We start from the raw sequence: 25,539 nt of genomic DNA, 5'->3' as shown, positions 1-25,539 counted from the left end.
TGTGGTATCGCCATTTAGCCACTGGTTACGACTACGGCGGTTAAGCAAATATAAATTTTATCAGTATAAATGGATTGGCTGAAGCTTTATTTTCCTTTCTATTTCATTCAGGCATTTTTCTTATTTTGGTGTTTTTTGCGCTCAGGTTTTACTTTTTTGGGGCTTGGATTATCGTTAATCTTAAAAACGGACAATTCATCTTCATTCTTGAGACTCAATGCTTTTTCAATTGCGATCAAGTGCTGTGCTATTGGGCCTTGGACGTAGAGATTTGACGTAAAATCCAGAAAAACGACTATGATAATAGCTAAGATAATAGGAACAGTAAACCCAAATACATTTATGATCCGGTCAGGCGGTACCACATCAGTAAATAAAGCAAAGGCTGCGATGAGTATGGAAAAGAGCGGTACGCAACCTAATGTCAGATAATTAACCAGATATTTGCCTTCATTTTGGGCTTGGGACTTTAACTTTAATTCGAAAAGGAGATCTAAGAGTGATGGTTTATCAAAACTCATGTAATAATCTAAAAATGATTTGGCTCCATCAGAAAGTTGATAGGATCTATTGGCTGCCTCTGGAGGAGGAACAAATTTTTTTTTGAATTTTTTATAGGGTTTTTTCAAGACTTTGCGTACCCAAGACAAGCTAGTGAATAACGGGTAACTTGCAGCTGCGGTTAAAAACAACAGAGCCAGTCCAATTAAAAAAGGCACTAAATACTCCATCTTTTATATCACCTCAAAATTTACTTTAAGGTATAAACGTTTGAACTTTTATAAAGTTCCATGATCTGGGAGCTACACCAATTACCTTTATCGAACTGTCTTAGAGGAAATCATTGGAATACACTTTCTACACGAAAAAAAAAGGAATTGCATGCCTCTTCCGCGAACTCTATATCGTAAGTTATCTGATTTTATACAATGGAGGTAACGATGGAAAACACTGGACTCGGGGGAAAAAGCATTATTCTCAGGCTTGAAATGAACACGCAGGAAATCAAGTTTGGTCAGGTTGCTTCCGCTATTTTTGAAGCCGGGGGCGATATGGTGGCGATCGACGTCATTCAGGCCAGCGGCCATTTTACCGTCCGGGATATCACCATTACGGTCACGGACAGCATCGATATCGACAAAATCACGAACAGGGTGAAAAGCCTGCAGGGCGTTCGCCTCGTCAACGTTTCAGACCGTACCTTCCTGATGCATCTGGGGGGGAAAATCGAGACGCAGCCCAAAGTTCCAATACAAAACCGCGATGACTTGTCACGTGTATATACGCCTGACGTAGCCCGCGTCTGCACCGCTATACAGGAAGATCCCAAAAAAGCACATACCCTTACGATCAAAAGAAACACGGTTGCCGTCATTTCCGATGGAAGCGCTGTCCTGGGTCTCGGCAACGTCGGCCCCTATGCCGCGATGCCGGTCATGGAAGGCAAGTCCATGCTGTTTAAGCAATTTGCCGGCGTCGATTCTTTTCCCATCTGCCTGGATACCCAGGATACGGAAGAAATCATAGCCTGCATCAAGGCCATAGCTCCCGCCTTCGGGGGCATCAACCTGGAGGATATCGCCTCTCCGCGCTGCTTCGAGATCGAACAACGGCTGCGGGACGAGCTGGACGTTCCGGTCTTCCATGACGACCAGCACGGCACGGCTGTCGTGCTGTATGCCGCTTTGATCAATGCGCTCAAAATCGTAGGCAAAGCCATCGATCAGGTGAAGGTCGTCGTTTGCGGCATAGGCGCCGCAGGCGTGGCATGCAGCAAAATCCTGTTATCCGCCGGCGTTAAGGAGATCATCGGCGTGGACCGTACGGGTGCGCTCGTGTCGGGCAATTCTTACGATCACCCGATGTGGCAGTGGTATGCCGAGAACACGAACCCTAACCGGGTTCGGGGCTCGCTGAAAGAAGTGATCCAGGGGGCGGATGTATTCATCGGCCTGTCCGCGGGCGGTCTGCTCAAACGGGAAGACGTTTTGTCCATGGCCGATAAACCGATCGTCTTCGCCATGGCCAATCCGACGCCGGAAATCCGGCCAGAAGAGGTTGAGGATGTCGTCGGGGTCATTGCTACCGGACGTTCGGATTATCCGAACCAGATCAACAACGTCCTGTGTTTTCCGGGCATTTTCCGGGCGGCTTTGGACTGCCGGGCCACCACCATCAACGAGGAGATGAAATTGGCTGCCGCGGAAGCCATCGCTTCAGCCGTCACGGAGGAAGAATTGAACCCTTCGTACATCATCCCCAGCGTGTTCAACCAGAACGTGGTCAAGGCGATCCGAGAGCTCGTGGTCAAGGCGGCCATCCAGTCGGGCGTTGCCAGAAAAATTCCAAGAGAGTAGATTAGCGTTCGGCGGACCGGATGCCTTCGGGCATCCGGTTTTTACGAGATAAGAAAGTATAAACTTCAGAGGTTAGCCATCCTTATCTCGCAAGAAAAACTTCCGCTATATACGGTCTGTCTTCTGAGAAAGTACGTCGATGGAAGTTTTTCTTATTCAACTATAAGAAAGCATGAGTTTTCATTTATACTTGGCTGGGACCTTTTGGCGAAGCCAAACCGTCCTGAGAAAAAATCAGGCAGGCTGGCCGGGCCTTTTTTGCAAAAAAAGGGGATTGTAAGGAGTTGTACATGAACAAAAAGAAGCTTATTCGAAAATTCAACAAGCAGGCAGCCACCTATGAAAGAAACAGCAGGCAGCGTACCCTCGGGACGTGGAGGAGCCGTCTTCTTCAGGATGTACAGGGAAAAGTGCTGGAGGTTGCCGTTGGAGCAGGAGCCAATTTCCCTTATTACAACCGGGATACGGTTGAACTGACGGCGGTGGATTTCAGCCCGGAGATGCTGAACAGCGCTCGCCGGATGGCGGCCGGGTTGAATCTCAATGTCTCGTTCCACGAACAGGACATTGAAAAGCTTGAGCTGACGGAAAACTCTTTCGACTGTGTCGTGTCCACCCTGTCCCTATGCGGTTACGACGATCCGGTTGCCGTTTTGAACCAGATGAACCGGTGGTGCCGGCCCGGCGGCGGCATTTATCTGCTGGAGCACGGAATCAGCCATAACAAGCTGCTCGGCCTGACGCAGCATATCGTGAATCCGGCGGCACGCCTCATATCCGGCTGTCACTTTAACAGGGATATGCTTCAGATCGTTCATGATTCGGACGTCGAGGTGGTTAAAACCGAACGATTTTGGGGAGGCATGATCCATCTTATTTGGGCGAGAGCCGTGCATTTGGAAAAAGGAGCGGTCCCCGGCAGATAAATCCGCTTGTGGACAGCTCCTTTGCATTTACCTTTTGTTACATTCTGGAAGTCGGGTTCAACCCGCCCGGGTTCGCCATGCTTCCATAGCTTTCAGGGTTCGCGGGTCCGGCCATGAAAGGTCCTCGGGCTTCCGCAGCGCCGCTCTGCGCGTAGAAACCGGACATCGCGGATTCCGGCGCAGGCTGGTAAGTGTTCAAAAACGCCTGGGCGGTTCCCTGCTCCAAGGTAGGAACCGGATACTGTCCCTGATCGTTCATGAACAGAAACACTTCGTAAGCCTGGTTGATGCAGCTGACGGAGCTGTTCGTCAAGGCACGGCGCAGGTTGACGTCCGTACATTCCAGAGCGGCATAGGTACAGTTTTTGGCGCCGTTTTTATGCGTAATGAGCAGGGCCGAAGCAATTTCGTTGTCGGTCAAAACCGCATCCGGATGCGGGGTAACGGTTTGAGGGCGGTTAATTCCGTACTGAACTTCCTGCGGCATTCCTTGCACTCCCGCCGAAGGCATGAGAGGATTGGGCCGGGTATTGGCATTGGTTCCGCTCCCTCGGGTTAACGCCACAATTTCATTGTAGGAACGGATGCCCTCCTGCTGGTGACGCTGGATCATGTTCTTGAGCTGCGGATTTTTAGCCTGGGCGGCATATAAGCCGAAGTGGTTCATCGCATTCATTTTTTCAGCCAGAACTTCATGGGTATCCATGACTTCATGAGCACCAAACTTCATCAGAAAAACACTCCTTTGGCATATAGATTCAACCAAGGATAATCTTTCCGACCTTAGCCGGGATTATTCAACCGTCATGAACTATTTCCAAAAACCAAGCTTAACAACGAGTACATATGCGCAGCTGATTGCCGTCTGGATCTGTGATTGTCATCATGCGAAGCCCTTCGATATCTTCATTCGGCGGCTCGATCATACGAATTTCTTTTTTGTTTTTTAACTCGCTGTACCAGTCGTCAACATTGGGGACAAAAAGGTGTATCAATCCGCCGGCTTGGCAGTCTCAGCATGTTCCGTCAAATAAATCGTCATGTCATCCCTGGTGATCTGGACAAAAACGGGAAAATGCGGTTCAAAGCGATGTTCCCAATCGATTTGAAAACCCATTCCCTCCACGTAAAACGCTTTGCTCTTTGCATAATCGGTTATGCGGAATGCCGGGATCACTTTTTGCATATGGAACCTCCATCATCATTTACTTTTCCCTTCCCTCTGCAGGCCAGCCACTCCTGAAACTGATCCGGTGACCGCACCCCGTCATCCAGCACCGACTTGTAAATGTCGTAGCTCCTTACCGTTTTCCCGTACTCGGGACGCGAGACCCAGCTATGCTTGATGTTCAGGATGGATGCCCGCAATTCCGGACGAAGCCGTTCGGGCATGCTCTTAAGATGCGCAAGGTCGGGCTGCCTTTCCGGTTCGTCGACGAACCAGATATCAAGGTTCCAATCATGGCCTTCCCGCAGCCGGTACTTGATTCCCAGATATAACCCGTCAGGATACTCAGGGTCAACGTTCCAAGCTCCGGAGTCATTGAGAAACCGGACCTCCCGCACTCCTTCCCGAACCATGAACTCCGCACCGATCCGGGATGCCGTATTTAAATGGAGTTTGGGACATACCACGGTAATATCCAGATCCCTCCACGCCATCAGCCCGAGAGCGGCGCTGCCAACGCGTACCGGTTCGCCCGCCGACGTTAAAAGGTCATCAAGTTCCAATTGCTTGGCGACTTCTTTAGCCTCAGCCTGAAGTTCATGCTGCCGGTTCAACAATTCATCATAAGTCATGGCCATCACCCGATTCCCCCCTCTTCATTGATCGCCACTCCGGCAGAGTCAGTTAGTGCCGAATGATTGGCAGAATTCGCGAATGCTTTGGTCCATTCATGAAACTCCTCTGAATAATTATAGCCAGGCTAGGCAGAACCAAACAAGTATGAGCTCCGATACTCTTTCGGGGGACTCGAGCCCAAAATCCATGGCAAGCGTAAAAGAAAACCCTATCGAGGCATTTCAAGATGAACGACCGCGTTTTTAAGGCAGGTTTTCTTGCGATATCGAATTCCATCAGCCCTGCCGATAACTTATAAATTCTATTTCTATAAAAAAACGCTGTATTTGTCGGCTGTTCAGCCCCAAATACAGCGATTGTAAAAAGTATCGAATTAGGCCGTCTTCGTTCGGTCAGGGCTCGTTCGGTCAGGGCTTTCATCCCAGCATTCCACATTGTCCAGTCCCGCGATGGAATCCTTCGTAAATACCGGATCCTTGCCGGCTTTCTTCTGGGCCGTGTAATCCTTGAGCGCCGCAAAGGCGATCCGGGACAGCAGCATGATGGCGATCAGGTTGACGATAGCCATGAGTCCCATAAACACATCCGCCATATCCCACACGAGTTTCACGCTCGTCACGGAGCCGAATAAAACCATCCCAAGCACGCATATGCGATAAATCCAGATCCAGATCCGGCGGGAGTTCAAAAATTCGATATTGGTTTCCCCGTAATAATAGTTGCCGAGCAGCGTGCTAAAAGCAAACAGCAGGATCATAATGGCCAGAAAATCGGATGCCCATGGGCCCATCTGCATGCCGAGCGCCGCCTGGGTCAGTTCAATCCCATCAAGCCCCGTCTGTTTGTAAGCGCCCGTAAACAAAATAATAAACGCCGTACTCGTGCAGATCACCAGGGTATCGATGAGAACGCCCAGCGCTTGAATGAGCCCCTGCTTTGCCGGATGGCTTGTCGTGGCCGTAGCCGCCGCGTTCGGCGCGCTGCCCATGCCCGCCTCGTTGGAGAACAGGCCGCGCTTGATCCCGTTCATTAAAGCGGCGCCGAGGGCTCCTCCGGCAGCCTGCTCATAGCCGAATGCGCTTTTTACGATAACCGAGATGACCTCCGGCAGCTGAGCAATGTTGGCCAACATGATAAACAGCGCCGCGCCTACATAAAGAACCGCCAGTACAACAACGATAAGTTCGGACCATTTGGCGATCCGTTTTACCCCGCCGAAAATGATGACGGCAAAAATGAGTGCCATGACAATGCCGGTATTCAATCGGTCGAACCCAAACGAATTTTCAAACGCAACCGTAATCGTATTCGATTGAACCGAGTTAAATACAAGACCGAAGGAAAGCGTAATAAGGATGGCGAACACGGCGCCCATCCAGCGCTTTTTCAGACCGAGCTCCATGTAATAAGCCGGGCCTCCCCGGAAGCCGCCTGTCTTCCGGTCCTTGATCTTGTAGATCTGCGCCAGCGTGCTTTCAATGAAGCTGGACGCCGATCCGATGATCGCGATAATCCACATCCAGAACACCGAACCCGGACCTCCGAGCGATATAGCCAAGGCTACGCCCGTGATGTTGCCGGTTCCGACCCGTGCAGCCATGCTGATCGCAAACGCCTGAAACGGCGAAATGCTGCCCTGCTCGCTGCTCTTGGACTCCCGGATGACGCGGAGCATCTCCCCGAACAACCGAAACTGGAGAAAGCGGCTTCTGAACGTAAAATACAAGCCTCCGCCGATCAGCAAAACGATCAGCAGCTTCGACCATAGAAAGTCATTGATTATATCGATAATAGACTGCATTGCTTGCTCCATATCATGACCCCTTCTATAGTAGTCTAGTTGTGAATGGTGTATTCAACGTCATATTATACCCTACACCCATAACTTCGAAACAGGCGGTAAATCATGGTACACGCCGGCTGAAGCAAGATAGGGCCAATGCAACGCCGAAAATATGGAGTTCAAGCTGCAGTCGATGAATGAATAGTCATGTTTTCGGTGGCCGAATATCTCTTTGATTAGCGGTCTGCCCTTATACGACAGACGGACTTTTTCCCAGTCTTATCGTGCCTTCGCTTGAAGGAAGGCTTCTTTGTATGCGGCCGCTTTTTTTGCGATCAGGGAGAAATCCTGCCGGAGGACCGCTTCTTTCGTAAGGTCGGAGCCGATGCCTACAGCCACCGCTCCAGCCTTGATCCACTCGCCGAGGTTATCCAGCGACACCCCGCCGGTCGGCATGATATTGGCCTGAGGGAGCGGTCCCTTGATCGCCTTGATCATGGAGGGATCGTACATATTGCCCGGAAAGAGCTTGACGATGTCCGCGCCAAGTTCCAGCGCTTCCTGAATTTCCTTGATCGTCATCGCTCCCGGCATGACCGGAACCCGGTAACGGTTGCAGAGCATGACGGTTTCCCGGTTCAAGGACGGCCCGACCACGAACTGCGCTCCGCTTAGAATCCCCGCCCTTGCGGTTTCGGGATCAAGCACCGTTCCCACGCCGATGATGGCATACGTCGAAGGGTCCTGCGAATCCCAGCTGTATTTACGGGACAACGTTTCGATCGCACGCAGGGCAAACGGCACGGTCATCGTCAATTCAATGACCTTGATACCTCCGGCGATCGCCTGCTCCGCCATCTCCACCACTTGCTCTGGCGTCTCGCCGCGCAGAACGGCAACAACGCCTTCTTCCGTCATTTTTTGAATAAGCTGAAGCTTTTTCATGTCAACGCCTCTTTCCACACGGTATTGGATTAAATTTCATAATGGTCAAGCGAAATTCGATTGCCGTTTACGCAGGGTTCATACGAACCGGAAGACAGGAGCGTCAGGCTCATGGCATCGCCCGAAACCAACCCGGTATACTCGGCAGCCCCTCCGCCGTCCGTTCGGAATACCGGCCTGCGGCCGGCCATCATTTCCGCAAAATCCTTCAAGGTGGCGGCTCCCTTCTCTTCTGCTTCCCCGGCAGACACGGCTTCGACCACAATACCGATCCGTGAACCGCTGCAAACCGCCAAACTGTATCCGGACTTCGGCCGGACTTCATAGGTCCCTCCGCCAACGTAAACCGCAAAATAGACGCCCTCTGCTCTTCCAAACATGGCTTCCGGCTCAAAAATCCATTCTCCGGCAGGAAGCACGCCGATGATTTCCTTAATTACGGGATCCTGTTCCGGCAGCGGATAAAGTGCCATGACCGCATTTTTATGATACAGAACTTCCGTCCATCCGCTTTGATGCCGGGGATCGCTGCCGGAAGGATCATATCCTTCGCCGGGATGGAAAAAGTAGAGCTGGTTCCCTTGTCCGTTGCCGCGAACCGGGAGACTGAACAGCCAGCGCAGCTGTTCGTTGTCAAACTCGCGCACCCGCTCCCAAAGGCCGCCGACGGCATAATCCGCCGCAATGTACGAGTAGGCATGCAGCTCCCGCTTTTCGCCATCTACGGATTTCATCAAAGCCCTGCGCAGCTCGGCCGGCGCTTTTCGGTCCAAGGCGAGCCCGCGAGCCGCTTCCGGCGCGGCATGAAACAGAAATCCGGCGTACTCCGTACGCGGCATTTCGTCCGGAAGTTCAAAATCGCCGAACTGGACATAATCAAACAGCACGTTTGCATCTCTGGGCGCATCATGCGGCCAGCCCCGGGAATGGGCTCCCGTCCATGCTCCTTTTAAATAATTGGACGCACGCAAGGTCCACAGTCCATCCAGCAAATCCGTAAGCATCCGCTTCAGGCCGGGCTCCTCTGCGAACTCCAGCGCGCAGGTGAAAGCCTGAATCCAGTGCCAGAACCAGGGCAGGCAGCCGTATTCGGCCATTCCCTCAAGGCGGAGCCGTTCAATCGTCAGCTCAAGACTACGCGCCCCGTCTTCCAGGATGGCCTTATCGCCGAAAAGCTCGCCAAAAATGAGCTTCGCCGCCGTATACTTGGCCTCGTGATGATTGCACAGCGTCAGCGGCTTTCGGTAAAATTCGCCTCGATACACATGCTGGAGCGCAGCTTCAAACTCTGCCGCCAATGTTTCGCTCATCTGTCCGCCGAAGGCTTGATGAAAATAGGCCATCAGACTGGACATCAGCTCGGCCGGCAACTCATGCGGCGCCGCCTCGTCGGGTGCCTCGCCCAAATTCAGCGGCCAGTGCCCGTACATGGGACTGTCCGGATTTCCGTCCTGAAGACGGAGCACCCGGCTGAGCACCCGCTCCGCGAGCTGTTTCGCCTCCCTGCGGCCAAACGGCGGAGCTTCATCCGGGTCAACCGCCGCGGCAAACAAATAAGAAGCGTAGTAAAAGTTGTCGCGAATGTCCCCGTGGAACCACAGCCCGCTGGACAGCAGAGGCCGGTTCCACGCTTTCTCCGCCACTTTCCGGACAATTTCCCTTTTTCGATTCTCGTGCTCGTTCATTTTTTCTCCTTCCTCTCGACTAGATAAACGCATATGAACATTATAAACCTAAATGAACCCGTTGGACATCTTTAAATCATGAACTTTCATGTACCGCTACCAAATCCCTTTGTTCCCTAAAACAAAAATCCCTCCGGACACAAAATCGTATCCGAAGGGGTAAAGGCGCTTATTCGTACCAATATCCTTTGATTCCCTTTTCCATGCGAACCAGCGCTTCGAGATAATAATAATCTCCCCAGATCATGTAGTCATCCGGAGCACGATCTCCCCTTACATGGTAAGAGCCGTGTTTCAGAAGCCCTTCGGCATCCGGAAGATCCGTCGTGGCATAGTTCTCCGCCAATGATTTCATGCTGGCGCTTAAAGCCGACGAGAACCGGTCGCGGTCCGGATCGGCGTCTTCCATCAGCTCAAGCAGTTCAAGCAGCCCGCAAGCGGCAATCGCGGAAGCGGAACTGTCCCGGGGAGTTCCGGAATCCACCGGCACGTCGAAATCCCAATACGCCACGGAATCCTCGGGCAGCCGCTCGATAAAATACCGGGCCAAACGTTTCGACGCATCCAAAAAGGCGTCATGCCGCGTATACCGGTATGCCAGCGCAAAACCGTAAATGCCCCAAGCCTGCCCGCGGGTCCAGGTCGACCCGTCACGGTAGCCCTGATGGGTACCGCCGCGAAGCGCGTTTCCGTTTTCGGGATCGAAGTAAAACGTATGGTAGGAAGAGCCGTCCCCCCGTACCAGAAATTTTAGGCTCATGAGGGCATGCCCCATGGCGATGTTGTAATAAGCGGAGTTCCCGGTCTGTTCGTGCGCCCAGAACAGGAGCGGCAGGTTCAGCAGGCAGTCGATGATCATGCGGCCCCCGTTTTCCGGATCATTCTCCTTGCCCCATGCCTGTATGATTCCGATGTTCGGACGAAAGCGTCCGGCCAGGAGCTCGGCAGCTCGCAAAGCGACGTCCCGGGCACGGGAATTGCCCGTCACCCTCCACTGCGCGACTGCAGACAGAGAGAACAAAAATCCGATGTCATGGTGATCCAGAGCGACATGGCGGTCCAGGCGGTCCTCGAAGTTCGCCAGATAGGACTCCGCCGCGTCTTTATACGCTTCGCCGCCCCCATACTCATATGCGAGCCACATCATCCCGGTGTAAAAGCCTTCGATCCAATCGTCGTTGTCTCCCCAGTCATAGCGCTGCCCCTCCGTAATGTGCGGCAATTTGCCCGGATGGCTGATGAAGTTCTGCTTCAGCTTCCGCAGCGCGTCTTGAATATAAAGGTCCCACATTCGCCTCACCCTCTCCTCAGACAAAATGGTTTAAATTTAGGCTGACGTATTCCATGGCGGTGTCCGCCTTTGATACGATACACTGCCCTTCCCCATCCAGCTTCACCTGCGGAGGGCGAGATAACGATTCCCTGTTTTCCTCGGTATCGGCACCTCCGAACACGGCGGAAACCAGCCAATGTTCCCCGGGTTCGAGCCGGACCGTGAGGGTCGGAATCATCGTTCTCGGCTTGAGAAGATTCGTGTTGGCCTCGGGGTAGATCATGACGGCATTCGCGAACCCTTCCCTGCTGCAGATTCCGCTGATTCCCCATGGCAGCAGGGCGGCAGAGGTACTCTCCGCAAGCACCACCGCGTCCTCCTCGGAAGGTTCAAACCCCGGCGGTCTTCCAATGGCGAAGCCGCCTTCGGCCGCATCCAGGCAGCGTTTGGAAACGATCCGGTGAATGCGGACATGCCAAAGCCCCGCCGGAATCAGCCAAGTCCGGATCTCGACGTCATTCCAGGGAAGCCACCTGGAGTAAACGAATTTCTCCTCGATCCGATACTCCTCGCAGAAACGCCGGACGCGGTAGTGCCCGTCGCATTCGCTTAGGGCCAGCATGGAATCGAACGCGCCCTCGGCCAGTCCGTAATAACCCTTGGGCACGCTGAATCCGAACCTTGTGGAGTACGCGAATTTCGCGTATTTCGCCGAGCTGTGCGCCATATCGAAATTGGCCATTTGGCCCGAAGCCAGCGCAGTCACATGGCCGTCCCCTTCCGGACGGCAAAGCAGCATTCGGGCCCAGGGCTGGGCAAGCACCGGCTTCAATGCAGGGAGCGGCTCCTCGTCCGCGTTCCAGAAAGGATGGTCATCCGGCAAAGCCAGCACCAGGAACGTCTTGAACGCCCAGTACGGCGAGCCCGGCGCATTGTAGCTTTCCCCCATGATCAGATTCGGGTAAGCGTACCCGATGCTCAGCAGCCCGTCCGGCGTAAATATGGGCTGCTCAAACCACCACCGGAGATGCCGCATAATAATGCCTTTCATCACCCCCGGCGAAAAAGGCTCCGCATCGGCGAAGACAAGCGCCGACCAGAAGGACGCCTGGGCGAACCGGTAGGTGAGGCTGCGCCCGAACGGCAGGCTGCTCCCATCCTCCGCAAACCAGTAAATGAACTGTTCGGCAAACGTTTTTGCCCTTTCGCGGTAAGTCCTTGCACGTTCAGGATCGTCATCTTCCATCAATTTGGCGTAGATCAACGTATAGTAGTGCATGGCAAAAGGAATATAGTAATCCCGCTGATCGGTTTTTCCGTCCGAATACCAACCGTCACCCAAGTAATAGGTATCGATAATGTCCAAATACTCTTCCATGATGTCCTGATTGTAAGGCAAGCCCGCCTTTTTAAATCCAACGTTGACGAGAACCGTAAACATCAACCAATTGTTGGGGTTGGAACGGTCCACCAGATTGATCTGGTTCAACCAATCGAACACCCGGCGCTTCTCCCGTTCGCTCAGCGGGTCCCAAAGCTTGTGGGGCGCCAGCGCCAGCCCGAGGCCCAGAACGGCCTGCTCGACCATGCGCTGATCCTTCGTTTGAAACGCTCCCCAGTATTCCTCGTGCGCCGGATCGGTTCCGTGAATCATCCCCTTTAGGAACAGAGGCCATAAATCGGACTCCCCTCCGCCGCAAGCATGCGGAACCAGTCCCCAAAGCGGACGCGCGAACGCCTCCATCAGCGCAATCGCTTCATTATGGATTGCCGCCGTATTTCCGAGTCGAAGGCCTGCATACCCCGGCGTAAACTGAGGTTTTAACGGCTCGAAGGCCTCAACCACAGCCCGCTGGACATCATCTTTGGTTCGAAATCCGGCTCCCCGAACAACTTCATTCTTTCGCCGCGTCATCCAATCCCTTCCTCTCCCCGCTAATGCCAAGCCATATATTCGCTTGGCGTCATCCCCGTTTCGCGCTTAAACAATTTAATGAAATAGCTTTTATTGGAATATCCCAGGTAATCCGAAATCCCCTCAACGGTCATGCCGGACTGCTGCAGCATCTGCTTGCCCCTTTGCAGCTTGACCATGTTACATATTCAATAAAGTTCTGGTTCGTTTCGCGTTTGAACAATCGGCTGAAATAACTCGAATTTAAATTTAAATAATCGGCCATTTGCTCCAGCGTGATTTTCTCCGTTACATGCTGAATCACGTATTGCTGGGCGCGGATGACTTCAGTCCGCTTGGAATGAATAGCCAGCACGCTTAACCTGTGCGAGAGCTCCTGCAGATGCTTGGTCAGCCAGCACTGCAGGTGTTCGATGGTATGTATGCCGGTCATCGCTTCATGCAGCTTTTCTTCCGTCACTTCCGGCTTGAACTGCAACGTGAATTTGGTCTTCATTTGCAAGTCCATGAGCAGCTTCAGCACCCATTCCTTCACGTCCCCGGGATGAAAGCGGCTTGAGCGGACCCATTCGCCCCATTCCGTGACCACCCTTGCCAGTTGATCCGGAAAATTCAACGCCAGGCTGTCATTCATCGCGGCGAAGAACCGGGAGTATTCCGTATATATGTCCTGGTTTGAATAGGCCGCTGGTTTAAATGGGTGTATCTTTCCTTCCTCCAGATAAAAACGGTGATCCGGTTCCGTTAGCATGGGCAGAAGCGCGCGCCGGATCTCCTCTGGGTTCCAGGCGGCCGGACCTGCCATGCAGGTTATGGACACTTTTAGATAGGTTTGGACGGCCGATATCCCTTTTTGAAGCGAATAGGCCAGCTGCTGCTCCTTGGCCGGATCGTCGCAGCATATCAATACCGCGAGCTGATTATGGTTCCAGCAGGTCATGAAGCTGCGCTGTTCCTTGTCCAAAATTTCCTGAAACACATTTTCCACCGCGAATCCAAGCGTATATTCGTTCATCTTGCGGGACTTCGCCGTCTCGTGAATGCGGTCCACGCTGACGACAAACGGAACGTGGTATTTGGCCTCAAGCTCCATACCGTTTAGCCGGGCTTGCTTGAGCCAAGCCTCCTTCGTCCAGCCGAACTGATACAGCGTATCCTTCAAAAACTTTTCTTTCAATGCCGAACGGTTCAGCGATTCTTTCTGCATGTAAATCAGAACTTCGAGATCCCGCTTTTTCTCCTCGGACAGATCCGCCGTTATATTCCGCAAAACATTTTGCAGCTGCTCCACATTCAGGCTCTCTTTCAGGATATAATCCCGGACTTTCAGCTTCATCGCCTGTTGGGCATAGGAAAATTCATTGTGACAGGATAAAATCACGGCTCTGAAATGGGAATGCACTTGGCTGAGTTTCTCCAGCATTTCCAGTCCGTTCATCTTCGGCATCCCGATATCCGTGATCACAATGTCGGGAAGGCTTCGCTCGGCAGCCTCCCATGCCTCCATACCGTTGGAATAACAGCCGGTCAGCTCAATGCCGAGGGTTTCCCAGGGTACGTTTTGGGACAGATAGCGCACCACAGGATAATCGTCATCTACCAGAATCGCCGTCAACACTATTTTCACCCCGCTCGTACTCTAATGGAAAGCTGATGATGATCTCCGTCCCCACATCGGATTCGCTGTGGATTTCGAAACGGATCGCGCAGCCGTATATGAGCTGAAGCCGCTGAAACACGTTTTGCACGCCAATGCCCGAAAAACCTTTTCTAACCGAATCCTTGGCTTCCTGATGGCCGTCAATGCCGGCCCGGAGCTTCTCAAGCGCATCCCGATCCATTCCGATGCCGTTATCCCGGACGGATAACCGGAGAAAATCGCCGTCACGGACCACCTTAATGAATATATCGCCGTCAAACTGTTCAAACCCGTGAATGATGGCGTTTTCAATAAACGGCTGAATCATAAACCGGGGCACGAGCGCCTGGGCGCATGCTTCATCGCAGTCCACTTCCAGTCTCACCTGATTCGCGTGGCGGAAGTTCATCAGCATCATATAGTGCCGGACCGTATCCAGTTCTTCGATCAATTTAATGAACTCGTTCTGCCGGTTAATCGTCATGCGCAGCAGGGATGACAAGGATGCGATAAGGTCCGCGTTTTCCTGATCGCCTTTAATCAATATGTTCAGCCTGATGGAATTCAGCAGATTAAACATGAAATGCGGGTTGATCTGGGCCTGGAGCATTTCCAGTTCGGCCTTCCGCTTCTTGGACTGTTCCAGCGTGATTTGTTCAATCATGGATTGAATCCGGTCGAGCATGTGATCGATCGTGCGCCCCAGCAGAGCCGCTTCATTGTTGCCCCGGATGCCGGAGCGGATGTCCAGCCTCCCCCGGCCGATTTGGGTAATGAACCGCCCCAAATTTCGGATCGGCTTCATCAGCGTCGAGATCAGAAACAGCAGCAGAATGCAAAATAACGTAAAAAACAAAATTTGCAATCCGAAGCTGATGAGCAAAATCTGTTTGTTCTGGGATACCGCCGCGGAAACCGGGTCGAGGCTGACGAGGCGCCAGTGGCTGTCATTCACCCACTGCTGGGCGTATACATAACTTTCGCCTTCTACCTCGACGGTCCGGAAAGGCCCGTCTTGATTCCACCACGGGACCCTGCTTCCGATCTTTCCGGGATCCGTATGGGAAACGATGTAGCCGTTGTCGTCCAGCAGCATCGTCTCCCGCTCACCGTTTTCGATCAGGGAAGCGCGGATTTTCCGCTCATTCAAGCTGATGACGACGTAACCCGAAGTGCTGTTCGAAGTAATTCGGATCGGACGGCCGATCGTCACCAAGAAATCGTCTTTACCGCCCGGCTGAGGGCTGTAGAAGTTTTGCTGCAGGCCGACCCAATACGTCGAGAAAGCCGGAACGCGGTCCAGCTCCGGAAACCAGGATTGCCCGTAAAGCTTCATCGGATTGTAGTCGCTATGCGAATAATTGGTATAGATATCCTTCCTTTTTCCGAGAATCGTCACGTAAAAACCGTCATGCTGCCTGAACAGTTCATCCAGCATTCGAGCCAGCCGCGCATAACTCGTAAGGTTGTCCTTTCGCTGTCTCTCCGATCCGGAACTTTTCTGGCTGAAAATAACCTGCTGCCTGATTTCCGAATTGGTAATCACCAGGTTGGAGAGCTCCAGCATTTCGTCGATAATCCCGTTAACGTCGGATTGAATCGCCTTCAGGGATTCTTCGGAGCTGCTTACCGCACGCTCTAGGAGCAAGTCCTTCGTCAGATAGTTCGTTACTAAATAGATCCCTACAAGAGGAAGCAGAAAACAAAGAAGAGCCGACCAGATCAATTTGCCGCGCAACGTAAACTGACGTTTCATACCGGGTTAGGCCTCGCATCTGAAATGGATTTGGACCAGGAGATACGGCGTTCATATCCCTGGTCCCCTTATTATAAGTCCGCATGGCCCTGCCATCATCAGTCAAAAATCACAGACGTTTCTGTTACTTGTTGTTGTTTACCACTTCAGTGATTTTCTTGTCGATGTTATCAATCGTTTTATCGATATCTTCACCGTTCAGCAAATACAGCTCAGCTTCCGGAATCACGGCGTTTTTCGCTTCGTCCGCATATTTGGCCGGAACGGGGAAGCTTCCCGGGTTGGTGTTCTCGATCGTATATTTCAAAGACTCCACGTCAATTTTCGACGGGTCCTTTGCCTTGCTCACGATCGTATCCACCATTTTGGCCGAATCGGATTTGGCCCATCCGGAGAACACCGTGCCGCCGATCTCAAGCCCTTCCGACGTGTACCATCTGACGAACTGATACGCCGCTTCCTTATTCTGCGATTTGGCGGCGACGCCCATATAAGTCGGTTGAACCGGAGAGTAATGCTTGCTTTCCCCTTCGGCCTTAGGCAGGGGCGCAAAGGCGGTCAGGAAGGTTGCCGGGATGGCGTCCGTCCCGCCCGATTCCGAAACCATCCAGTCCCCGATCGGCAGCATGGCGGCCAGACCGTTAAAGTACTGGTTGCGGTAGGCAAGCTTCTGGGAAATAATGTCCTCGTAAGGGTTGGCATTCTTGTCCGTATACATCAATTTCTTCATCATTTCCAAGCTGGATTTCAGCAGCGGGTCCTTGGCGTTGGACGTGCCGTCGTTTTTCAGAAACGTATTGTCGGACGGTTTGCTCATAAGCTGCAGTTGGAAGTAGTCCGGCCAATTGTGGAGGTATACGCCGTATCTTTTTTGCGCTCCTTCGCCCTTGGTCAGTTTCTGTGCATATTCCTCGAACTCTTTCCATGTCCAATCCGTCGGTACCGGAAGCCCCGCTTCATCCAGCATGGCTTTATTCATGATGATGAACCAGCGCTGCATGGAGGACGGAAGCGCATAAACTTTGCCGTTGACCTTCGTGTCCACCAAGTACTCGTCTTCATATTTGTATCCGTCTTTCTCGATATAGCCGTCCAGCGGCTCCAGCATGCCGATTTCCGCCCGCTGCGAGTAGTTTGTATAAGGGAGTTCAACGATGTCGAGCTGATCGTTGGAAGCGGCCATCAGATCCAGCTTTTGCATCGAGGCGACCGAATCCCCTTTTTCGTTCAGCAGATCCAGCTCGACTTTGATATTCGGATGCTTTTCTTCGAACTTTGGAATGATGGTGCTCCAACGAGCCTTGGCATCGGTCTGCCAGGTGCTCAGTTTCAGGACGACCTGTTCCTGCGAAGCCGCGGGTTCCTTGCCGCCTTCATTCCCCGGGTTCTTTCCGGCGTCCCCTGCCGAATTATTCCCTCCGCTCCCGCAAGCAGCAAGCGATAAAGCCAGGGATGCGCAGAGCGCCAAAGCCGATAACTTTTTCATTTTCATCTCATAACCCTCCTTCTTGATATGCAAAGGCAGTGAATCTTTTTAGGACTCGCACTTTTAAGAAAGTGCTTACATTTTCATGCTAGCACGACGCTTTTTATTGCATAATTTCTATTTTTGACGGATGCCAGACGATTTTGACTTCTCAAGGTTGTCTGGCATATCCCGTGCTACCCTTTAACTCCGCCGAGCGAAATTCCCTCGATCACCTGCTTCTGGCCGATGGCAAAGATGATCAATAAAGGCAGTATCGCCGAAACGGCCCCCGCCATCATCAAGGAATACACGTCTCCATACTGGTCGCCAAACAGGCGGATGCCGAGCTGGATCGTGAACAGATCCTTGTTCTTCAAAAAAATGAGCGGGTACTGATAGTCGTTCCATGTCCAGATGAAGCGCAAAATCGAATACGTCGCCACGCCGGGACGGATCAACGGAAGCGCGATTTGCCAAAAGGTCCGCAAGTGCCCCGCACCGTCTATTTTGCCGGATTCGATAAACTCGTTGTTCACTCCCATAAAAAATTGCTTCAGCATAAACGCCCCTATGATACTGAAGCTGTTCAAAAGAATCAAACCCACATGCGTATCGATCAGATGCATCCAGTTAAAGAGCAGGAACTGCGGAACGAGCGAAGCCTGCGGCGGTACCATGTACAGGGCAAGAACGAGCAGAAACATGCCGTCCCTCCCGCGAAAGCGCAGTTTGGAGAAGCCGTAGGCCGCAAAAGCGCAAATCAGCACGTTGAAAAAAGTCGTGGCCACGGTTATATAAATCGAGTTTGCGTAATAACGGAGAAATTGCCCGCTCCAGACGGCTTTATAATTCTCGATCGCGTTCCAGTTCGTCGGGATCCATTCGATCGGGAACTTAAACACGTCGCTCTCGGGTTTGAATGAAGTAGACAGCATCCAAAGAAACGGCAAAATGAACAGGATGCCGACCAGCGACATGGCGACGGTCCAGAGCGCTTTGGATAACGGCTGTTTCATGGTTTTTCCCTTCCTTCCGGGTCCCCTTAGTAGTTCACCCATTTTTTTTGCGCCGCCATTTGCAGCGTTGTGATCAACAGACAGATCAGGAACAGAATAAGAGCCATGCTTGACGCGTAACCGGTCTTCAATTGAACGAAGGCGGTGTCGTAAAGCTCATAGACAATGACCGTCGTTGAATTGGCGGGCCCGCCCTGCGTCAGCACCTGGATCAAATCAAAGATTTTGAACGTCCCGATAATTCCCGTAACCAGCAGGAAAAAGGTCGTCGGCGAAATGCAGGGCACCGTAATGCGGCGAAACTTCACCCATGCGTTGGCACCGTCGATTTCGGCGGCTTCGTACAGGTCCCTCGGGATCGACTGAAGGCCCGCAATATAAATGATGATATTGTAGCCGAGCATAATCCACACCTGGATCATCATCAAGGAAGGCAGAGCGAATTTGATGTCGGCCAGCCATTTTGGAGGATTGTCGATCCCCAGGGACATCAGCGTGCTGTTCACGGGACCGAGCGACGGGTGGAACAGCACCTGCCATACCATGGCTACGGCGACGACGCTCGAGATGTACGGCAGGAAATAAATAACCTTGAACAGATTTTTGATATATACATGCTTATCGATGGCTATGGCAAGAACCAGCGCAAGGATCATCGTGACCGGAACCGTGACCACAAAAATCAGGTTGTTGACCAGGCTTTTCAGGAAGGAGCTGTCATGGAACAGCTTCTCGAAGTTCTCAAGCCCGGAGAATCGAATGGCCTCGATCCCCGCCACGAAATTCCAGTTCGTAAAGCTGAGCAGCAGCGAGGCTATGACCGGAATTAACGACAGCACGATCAGCCCGATCATCAAAGGTGCGACAAACAAGTACCCGGCAACCTGTTCCCTTGCATTCATGCTCAGCCGGAAGGGTCTGTTATTTCGTCTCATGGATCTCTCCCCTTGATAGTTATTTTCGTTCCAACGGCTGCTGCGGCTTTTCCGGGGCAGCCTCTTGGTGCTTGTAACGTCATTGTAATTAAATTCGGCTGCCCCTTATAAGAGATAGAAATGTGCATTTTGAAACGAATTTGACTTTTTGCGGGCTTCCCGGTTATGGCTTGCAAAACAAACACAAAAGGATTAAAATGAACCTTAAAGAACATTATGAACATAAATAAACCCAAAAAGGAGACCTGTTTATTATGGAAAGACGCTACGCATCCCACCCTAATGAGGTCAAACAATTCGATACGGAGCGGCTGCGCAAGGAATTCCACATTCCAACCCTGTTCACTCCCGACCAATTGGAGCTTGTATTGACCCACGAAGACCGTTTGATCATCGGCGGAGCCGCACCGGTAACCCGGGAGGTCAAGCTGGAGGTAGACCTGAAGGAATTGGGCGTTTCATACTTTTTGGAGCGCCGCGAACTCGGGGCGATCAACGTCGGCGGTCCTGGCGTGATCGTCGTGGACGGCAGCGAGTATGAGCTGAATACCAAAGACTGCCTTTACGTCGGAATGGGCTCCAAAGAAGTCGTTTTCAAAAGCAAGGATGCGTCAAAACCCGCCAAGTTTTATCTGAACTCGGCCCCGGCGCACAAGGAATTCCCAACGGCGAAAACGACGCTGGCCGAGGCGGAATCCGGCGCTCTGGGCTCGATCGAAAACTCCAATGAGCGTACGATTCACCGCTTTATCCACGAAAACGGCCTTCAGAGCTCGCAGCTTGTGATGGGCATGACCCAGCTTAAAACCGGCAACATGTGGAATACGATGCCTGCGCACGTCCACCCTCGCCGGATGGAAGCGTACATGTATTTCGACCTTCCGGAAGAGGCCGTCGTATTCCACTTGATGGGAGAACCGGACGAAACGCGCCACATCGTCATGAGAAACGAGCAAGCCGTCATCTCGCCAAGCTGGTCCATCCACAGCGGGGTAGGCACCAGCAATTATACATTTATCTGGGGTATGGCCGGGGATAACAAAGCGTATGCGGATATGGACGCCGTTCCGATGAAAGATTTAAAATAAGAGGTAAATTACTAACGGAAGAGTTGAAACGAAGATGAGTTCGATAAGACGTTACGAGAAAATTATGGAGGTTCTGCTGACAAACAAAGAGGTGACCGTGGCGGAGCTGAGCGAGAAGCTGGGAGTTACGGGCAAAACGATCCGCGAGGATCTGACCAGGCTGGAAGAGCAGGGACTCATCGTCCGCGTTCATGGCGGAGCGCTGTTGGCGCAGGGGGACCAGTTCGGGATTCTTCCCTCGAAAGCCCCCCTGGTCAAACATGCCGAGGAAAAGGCCGACATTGCCCGGAAAGCGCTAAAACATATCAACCCGAACGATATCATTGCGCTTGACGGGGGCAGCACGACCCTTGAAATCGCGCGCCGTCTCGATAATCAGCCGCTTACCGTCATCACGAACGACGTGTACATCATCAGCGAACTGGCCGTAAAGGACAATATACGTCTTGTCGTTCCCGGCGGCTACCGCGTCCGCAACATGCTGGCCGGGCCGGAAGCCACCTCTTACGTGAAACAGTTGAATATACAAAAAGCGTTTATTTCGGCGACCGGCATTCATCCCGAACACGGATTGTCGATCTATACGGGAGAATTGATCGATTTTAAACGCGCGCTGATCGAAACGGCGCGCGAGGTTACCGCCGTCGTCAACCATCATAAATTGGGGCAGACCGCGCTCCGTACCTTTGCGTCCCTGGACGAAATTACCCGGATTATTACGGACAGCCGGCTTCCAGCCGAGGCCGGGCGTCCATTTACGGATGCGGGAATCCCGATTGAGTAATATCTTATCATCTTCGATCACCCATTAACCCGAAGGAGTGTTCATGTTATGAAATTGTTTGATTTGACAGGAAAAACGGCCCTGGTGACCGGCTCGGCCGGCGGGCTTGGCCAAGGCATCGCCGTGGGCCTTGCGGAAGCGGGCGCCGATGTCGTATGCGCATCCTTAAGCACAAGCCAGGAAACTGCGGACAAAATTGCGGCGCTGGGCCGAAAATCCTCCGTCATTGAGGTCGATCTCAGCGATCACAGCAAGCTCCAGGAAACGTTTGACGAAGCCCTTAAGCTAACGGGGCATATCGATATTCTGGTCAACAACGCAGGCATCATCCGCCGCACGCCTGCAAAAGACCATAGCGACAAAGACTGGTTCGACGTGATCGACATCAACCTGAACACCGTCTTTTTGCTGTCGCAAATCGCCGGAAGACATATGATCGAAAGAGGAAGCGGCAAAATCATCAACATCTGCTCCATGCTTTCCTTCCAGGGAGGCATTAACGTTCCTGGATACACGGCTTCCAAACACGGGGTCGCCGGATTGACCAAAGCCTTCGCCAACGAGTGGGCAGCAAGCGGCATCCAGGTCAACGGGATCGCTCCAGGCTACATGGCCACCGACAACACCGCTCCGATCCGCGCCGACGAGAACCGATCGAATTCCATCGTTGACCGGATTCCGGCTGCGCGCTGGGGAACGCCGGAAGACGTGAAAGGCCCTGCCGTCTTCCTCGCATCATCCGCAGCCGACTATTTGAACGGCCACGTGCTTTGCGTGGACGGCGGCTGGATGGCAAGATAAAGACAATCGAGTAGGAAGGGGCGGCTAACCCTGTCCTCTCACACCACCGTACATGCGGGTCCGCATACGGCGGTTCCAAAAGGTTAACAAAGTTCCAGATACCTGGAAAGCAAACTTTTCAGCCCTTTCTCTTCCCAATAGGAAGTCGGAAGGGCTTTATTTGTGTTTCGTGACATCTCCCAAGCACCGCAGTTGCTAGCCGGAATTAGCCAATCCACCCTCGGCACTCCAGCATACCCTGACGGCTTCACCGCTTCTCTCTGCTGCAGTTCCCTTTCGGGATATTCGGCTTCCTTCAGATTCCGCCTCGCGACGGACACCTTGCCTTTGGCTAACGGTAGGCGCTCGCCAGCCCCCGCTCAGGACTCTCACCCTAGAGATGACGCCCATGCTGGGCGTACTATGAAAAAGGACTGGATAATATCATATCCAGCCCTTTTTACATCTTTCTATCTCTTCCCTTGATAAAAACATGCTCAAAGCTGCAAATATAGCCGGTACAGCATTCGTGCAGCCTCCCCGCGCGTGACAGCCTCGCGAGCGTTAATCCGTTTATTGGCAGGAACATCGATCAGACGCTGCTTCACAGCCAAGGACATGGTTGGCTTGGCCCAATTGGAGATTGTCTCTTTGTCTACGAATTGATTCAGGTAAAGCTCTGGATTCGCAGGGTAATAATAATGTTTCTTTTCGTGCAGGGATCTTGCGCCGATGGCGGTCATTTCTTCACGGGATATCGTATGATCCGGCTTGAACGTGCCGTCAGGGTAACCTTCGACGATATGCTTTTTCTCCGATGAAGCGATATAGGGTCGATGCCATTGCGGCGGATGAACGTCGGAGAAACTCTCCGTCGCCGTCTCATCCAATGCGTAAAAGGCTCTTACAAGCATGGCCGTGAACTCTGCACGGGTGAGCAGGGAATCGGGTTCAAAATTACCGTTCTCTTTCCCGGTCACGATTCCTTTAGAAGCCAGAAACTGAACCGCTTGCTGTAGCTCTGGATCTCGATCGTCAACATCAGGGAACGACTTGGGATTTTCGTCTACGAAATACGTCCCGGAACGGTTGATTTCGGCTTCCATACCGTTTTGGGACGGATTGAACTTTCCGCCGATCGGCTGCGCCTTTGTTCCATTAGAATAGAACACGCTGGTATGTGTCGCATTCGTCTGCTTTGCAGGCAGAATGAGCATGATGTTACTTGATACGTTCGACAGCTCCTGACCTTGTGCATCTGAGAATTGTACGTGAAATCCGCCGTTATTTGCTTTGACCAGACGAATCACAATCACCGTGCGTGAATCGAACAGACGATTTGCGGTGGCAACATTCAGCACCAGCTTCGCATCCCCCGCATGAACGGTAATATAGTCGATATCCTTTCGACCCATGAAGCTATCCTTGTACAGCTTGTAAATATATTCATTTTGTCCGGACGAGGGCACGATTTCCGCATTCACGGTCAACTCTCTCGCAAGTACAATCCGATTCTCCGACAGCGCCTGCTTTACCGCTAATTTCGCCTTTGACGCATTGCCTGCTAAACGTTCCATCAACTCGGGCGTTATAATGATCTGACCGTTAACAGGAGTCGGCTTTTCGCTGCTTGCGGCAGTGATCACAAGCTCTCCCGTTTGTGTCAGCCCCTCTACGATAACGGGGTTCTGTCTGTCAGCCTCAGGAATCGACCCGATGGCCATGAGATACGTATTGGACAGCATGCTGCTGTCCACGACATACAACAAGAAGTAGGCGGTCTCGTCCGTAAAACCGGCCCTGGTTGCGGTTGCCCGCACAATAGTTTGTCCGGATTTATTCGCGGTGATGACGGGTATGCCATTTACATTCGATAAGGTTCCTATGCTCGGGTCGTCAATGGCGTACGTTATTTTTGTCCCCGGAAGCACATTGCTTGCGGTAATGATCTGTTGTCCGCCCGACTGCAGCATCGTGATGAACGGAAAAAGGCTAATTTCCGGCGATGTCCGTATAACAGGTTGAGCTTTAGTCCCAGAACGATCTCCAGTTGCTTGGTCCCCCGTGCCAGGACGACTGCCCGTCGGTTGATTTGTTTTTTCAGTTTGACCGCCGATGGGTGTGCCTGTTGTCCCATTCCGATTATCAGTTGGTTGGGTTGATGTCCCCGAGCTATCGCCAGTTGGTGTGCCTATTACTCCAGTTTGATCACCAGTAGGTTGTCCAGCTTCGTCAGATTGATAACCAGCTGCCGTTCCTTTCGTGAACACAACAAGCTTGGGCAAGGAATAATAATCATCTTCCCACGCCCACAAGGTCTGATCCTTTTTCAATACATAATACCATTTAGAATACCTGTCCCTGACCTTATTGTGTACGGAAGCGATATCCGAAAGCCCGGGGAACACTTTATCGTCGTTGTACACGGACCAAAGCTGATCATCTGTTCGCAAAGCATAAATGGAATCGATAAATCGATCTTGCAGCATCGTGCTAAATTCAACAATACTTCGCGCGCCGGTTGCTCCATGCAATTGTTCGGGAACACTCGCAGGGCTATATGCCGACCAGGACAAGACCGTGCCGTCTTTCTTGTAAGCAAAGTTTGGATAAGCACCAGTCTCGATCTTGACGATATCACTAAGACCCTTGACCTGCTCTGGCCCATTGTCCTTAGAGATATTATGCGGAAGGTAGTCACTTGTGCTCCAGCTCCAAACCGAGCCATCCTTTTTAACCGCATATGCAAAACCGTTCGCCGAGCTTATGGATACGACATCATCAAGCAGCTTGGATTGAATCGGATTCGACGAGGCACCGCCCATTTCACTTCCCCAGCTCCAAACCGAACCATCTGATTTTAATACGAACAAGGTCTTAAAGTTAGAACTATCGTAAAAAAAATCAGCGACGAGTGAAGTTACATGATTCAACTCTTTGATGGGCGAAGGAGTACCCATAGGACTATGTATAATTGCAGCGTCGGTTTCGGTGATTTTGGAATCCCAATACCATACGGTTCCATCCTTTTTTAACGCAACGTAGTTAATAATAGCTCTACTGTTCTTCTCATGCGATTTGTATCTAAATTGCTTCACATCCTGCAAGCCCGGAATTTGGAACATTTCAGCTATATAACAATCTAAAGTTTTTAAGGAATCTTTATTCATGACCCAAGTCCATACGGATCCATCGTTTTTCGCCAGTAGTACGTTGTCGTCAAGAATATCGTAATCCTCGCCGATACGTGTATACTCCTGTTCGCTAACAGCACTTATGTCATTCCCCTTGGCTTGCACCGAACCTGAAAGAGCCGTGAGGATTAACATAAGGCTTAACAGAGCTGCCATTAATCGTTTCATTGTCGACCTCCAATAGATATTAC

Annotated in this window: 22 protein-coding genes and 1 pseudogene; 5 read left to right on the top strand and 18 right to left on the bottom strand. The window is 52.0% G+C overall.

Annotation, left to right across the window (positions count from 1 at the left end; translation table 11 throughout):
- Nucleotides 1–107: 107 nt before the first annotated feature.
- Complete coding sequence (locus tag XI25_RS06065; protein ID WP_046677819.1) at nt 108–731, bottom strand: hypothetical protein; 624 nt, start codon at nt 729–731, stop codon at nt 108–110.
- 210 nt (nt 732–941) lie between these two features.
- On the opposite strand from XI25_RS06065, the gene XI25_RS06060 reads away from it, so the two are divergent.
- Both XI25_RS06060 and XI25_RS06055 read left to right on the top strand, forming a co-directional pair.
- A complete protein-coding gene (locus XI25_RS06060) occupies nt 942–2,357 on the top strand; it encodes an NAD-dependent malic enzyme (protein ID WP_046677818.1) in 1,416 nt (471 codons plus the stop codon).
- Between the two features lie 290 nt (nt 2,358–2,647).
- Complete coding sequence (locus XI25_RS06055; protein ID WP_046677817.1) at nt 2,648–3,283, top strand: class I SAM-dependent methyltransferase; 636 nt, start codon at nt 2,648–2,650, stop codon at nt 3,281–3,283.
- A gap of 37 nt (nt 3,284–3,320) precedes the next feature.
- Here XI25_RS06055 and XI25_RS06050 read toward each other — a convergent pair whose 3' ends face one another.
- From XI25_RS06050 to XI25_RS05990, 15 genes are all read right to left on the bottom strand, one after another.
- Nucleotides 3,321–4,013 carry a spore coat protein gene (locus tag XI25_RS06050; protein ID WP_052759464.1) on the bottom strand — a complete coding sequence of 231 codons (693 nt, stop codon included), beginning with the start codon at nt 4,011–4,013 and terminating at the stop codon, nt 3,321–3,323.
- 100 nt (nt 4,014–4,113) lie between these two features.
- Nucleotides 4,114–4,278: a VOC family protein gene (locus tag XI25_RS36110; RefSeq protein ID WP_327204728.1), complete on the bottom strand. Its 165-nt coding sequence runs from the start codon at nt 4,276–4,278 to the stop codon at nt 4,114–4,116.
- Nucleotides 4,275–4,469, bottom strand: a complete 195-nt coding sequence (locus XI25_RS34165; protein ID WP_235439685.1) for a glyoxalase superfamily protein — start codon at nt 4,467–4,469, stop codon at nt 4,275–4,277. The genes XI25_RS36110 and XI25_RS34165 overlap by 4 nt, the downstream gene beginning before the upstream one ends.
- Nucleotides 4,457–5,089, bottom strand: coding sequence for a hypothetical protein (locus XI25_RS06040; RefSeq protein WP_235439684.1), 633 nt, complete (start codon nt 5,087–5,089; stop codon nt 4,457–4,459). The genes XI25_RS34165 and XI25_RS06040 overlap by 13 nt, the downstream gene beginning before the upstream one ends.
- Nucleotides 5,090–5,460: 371 nt before the next feature.
- Nucleotides 5,461–6,900 (bottom strand): alanine/glycine:cation symporter family protein, encoded by a 1,440-nt coding sequence (locus XI25_RS06035; RefSeq protein WP_046677816.1) that lies wholly within the window; start codon nt 6,898–6,900, stop codon nt 5,461–5,463.
- Nucleotides 6,901–7,149: 249 nt separating this feature from the next.
- Nucleotides 7,150–7,815, bottom strand: a complete 666-nt coding sequence (locus XI25_RS06030) for a bifunctional 2-keto-4-hydroxyglutarate aldolase/2-keto-3-deoxy-6-phosphogluconate aldolase (protein WP_046677815.1) — start codon at nt 7,813–7,815, stop codon at nt 7,150–7,152.
- Nucleotides 7,816–7,844: 29 nt separating this feature from the next.
- Entirely contained in the window at nt 7,845–9,500 is a 1,656-nt protein-coding gene (locus XI25_RS06025; RefSeq protein WP_046677814.1) for a hypothetical protein, read from the bottom strand.
- Between the two features lie 169 nt (nt 9,501–9,669).
- The gene (locus XI25_RS06020) at nt 9,670–10,791 is read right to left on the bottom strand and encodes a glycoside hydrolase family 88 protein (protein WP_046677813.1); all 1,122 of its coding nucleotides are present in this window, start codon (nt 10,789–10,791) and stop codon (nt 9,670–9,672) included.
- 16 nt (nt 10,792–10,807) lie between these two features.
- The gene (locus tag XI25_RS06015; protein ID WP_046677812.1) at nt 10,808–12,688 is read right to left on the bottom strand and encodes a DUF2264 domain-containing protein; all 1,881 of its coding nucleotides are present in this window, start codon (nt 12,686–12,688) and stop codon (nt 10,808–10,810) included.
- A 20-nt stretch (nt 12,689–12,708) separates the two neighbouring features.
- Nucleotides 12,709–12,840, bottom strand: coding sequence for a helix-turn-helix domain-containing protein (locus tag XI25_RS34160; protein WP_235439683.1), 132 nt, complete (start codon nt 12,838–12,840; stop codon nt 12,709–12,711).
- Complete coding sequence (locus XI25_RS06010; RefSeq protein ID WP_235439682.1) at nt 12,819–14,315, bottom strand: response regulator; 1,497 nt, start codon at nt 14,313–14,315, stop codon at nt 12,819–12,821. Before XI25_RS06010 ends, XI25_RS34160 begins: the two co-directional genes overlap by 22 nt.
- Nucleotides 14,281–16,083, bottom strand: a complete 1,803-nt coding sequence (locus tag XI25_RS06005) for a cache domain-containing sensor histidine kinase (RefSeq protein ID WP_046677811.1) — start codon at nt 16,081–16,083, stop codon at nt 14,281–14,283. Before XI25_RS06005 ends, XI25_RS06010 begins: the two co-directional genes overlap by 35 nt.
- A gap of 124 nt (nt 16,084–16,207) precedes the next feature.
- Nucleotides 16,208–17,575, bottom strand: coding sequence for an ABC transporter substrate-binding protein (locus XI25_RS06000; RefSeq protein WP_046677810.1), 1,368 nt, complete (start codon nt 17,573–17,575; stop codon nt 16,208–16,210).
- A gap of 170 nt (nt 17,576–17,745) precedes the next feature.
- On the bottom strand, nt 17,746–18,567 hold the full coding sequence (locus XI25_RS05995) for a carbohydrate ABC transporter permease (RefSeq protein WP_046677809.1): 822 nt from the start codon (nt 18,565–18,567) through the stop codon (nt 17,746–17,748).
- 26 nt (nt 18,568–18,593) lie between these two features.
- Nucleotides 18,594–19,502, bottom strand: coding sequence for a carbohydrate ABC transporter permease (locus XI25_RS05990; protein ID WP_046677808.1), 909 nt, complete (start codon nt 19,500–19,502; stop codon nt 18,594–18,596).
- A 254-nt stretch (nt 19,503–19,756) separates the two neighbouring features.
- Here XI25_RS05990 and kduI point away from each other — a divergent pair, with 254 nt between their 5' ends.
- Genes kduI through kduD form a run of 3 tightly spaced genes read left to right on the top strand, consistent with a single transcriptional unit; the run spans nt 19,757 to nt 22,175 of the window.
- Nucleotides 19,757–20,590: a 5-dehydro-4-deoxy-D-glucuronate isomerase gene (gene kduI / locus XI25_RS05980; protein ID WP_046677806.1), complete on the top strand. Its 834-nt coding sequence runs from the start codon at nt 19,757–19,759 to the stop codon at nt 20,588–20,590.
- A gap of 34 nt (nt 20,591–20,624) precedes the next feature.
- Nucleotides 20,625–21,374: a DeoR/GlpR family DNA-binding transcription regulator gene (locus tag XI25_RS05975; RefSeq protein WP_046677805.1), complete on the top strand. Its 750-nt coding sequence runs from the start codon at nt 20,625–20,627 to the stop codon at nt 21,372–21,374.
- Between the two features lie 48 nt (nt 21,375–21,422).
- Nucleotides 21,423–22,175 carry a 2-dehydro-3-deoxy-D-gluconate 5-dehydrogenase KduD gene (kduD, locus tag XI25_RS05970; RefSeq protein WP_046677804.1) on the top strand — a complete coding sequence of 251 codons (753 nt, stop codon included), beginning with the start codon at nt 21,423–21,425 and terminating at the stop codon, nt 22,173–22,175.
- Nucleotides 22,176–22,258: 83 nt separating this feature from the next.
- Here the strand turns inward: kduD and XI25_RS36105 are convergent.
- Nucleotides 22,259–22,366: pseudogene (locus tag XI25_RS36105) on the bottom strand (group II intron maturase-specific domain-containing protein); the annotation flags it as partial.
- Nucleotides 22,367–22,651: 285 nt separating this feature from the next.
- A complete protein-coding gene (locus tag XI25_RS05965; RefSeq protein WP_046677803.1) occupies nt 22,652–25,516 on the bottom strand; it encodes an S-layer homology domain-containing protein in 2,865 nt (954 codons plus the stop codon).
- Nucleotides 25,517–25,539 lie beyond the last annotated feature (23 nt).

It is taken from the genome of Paenibacillus sp. DMB20 (assembly GCF_000987955.1).
GTDB lineage: Bacteria > Bacillota > Bacilli > Paenibacillales > Paenibacillaceae > Paenibacillus_AQ.
The sequence above is the reverse complement of the archived record's forward strand: the minus strand, read 5'-3'. Positions and strand labels throughout refer to the sequence as shown.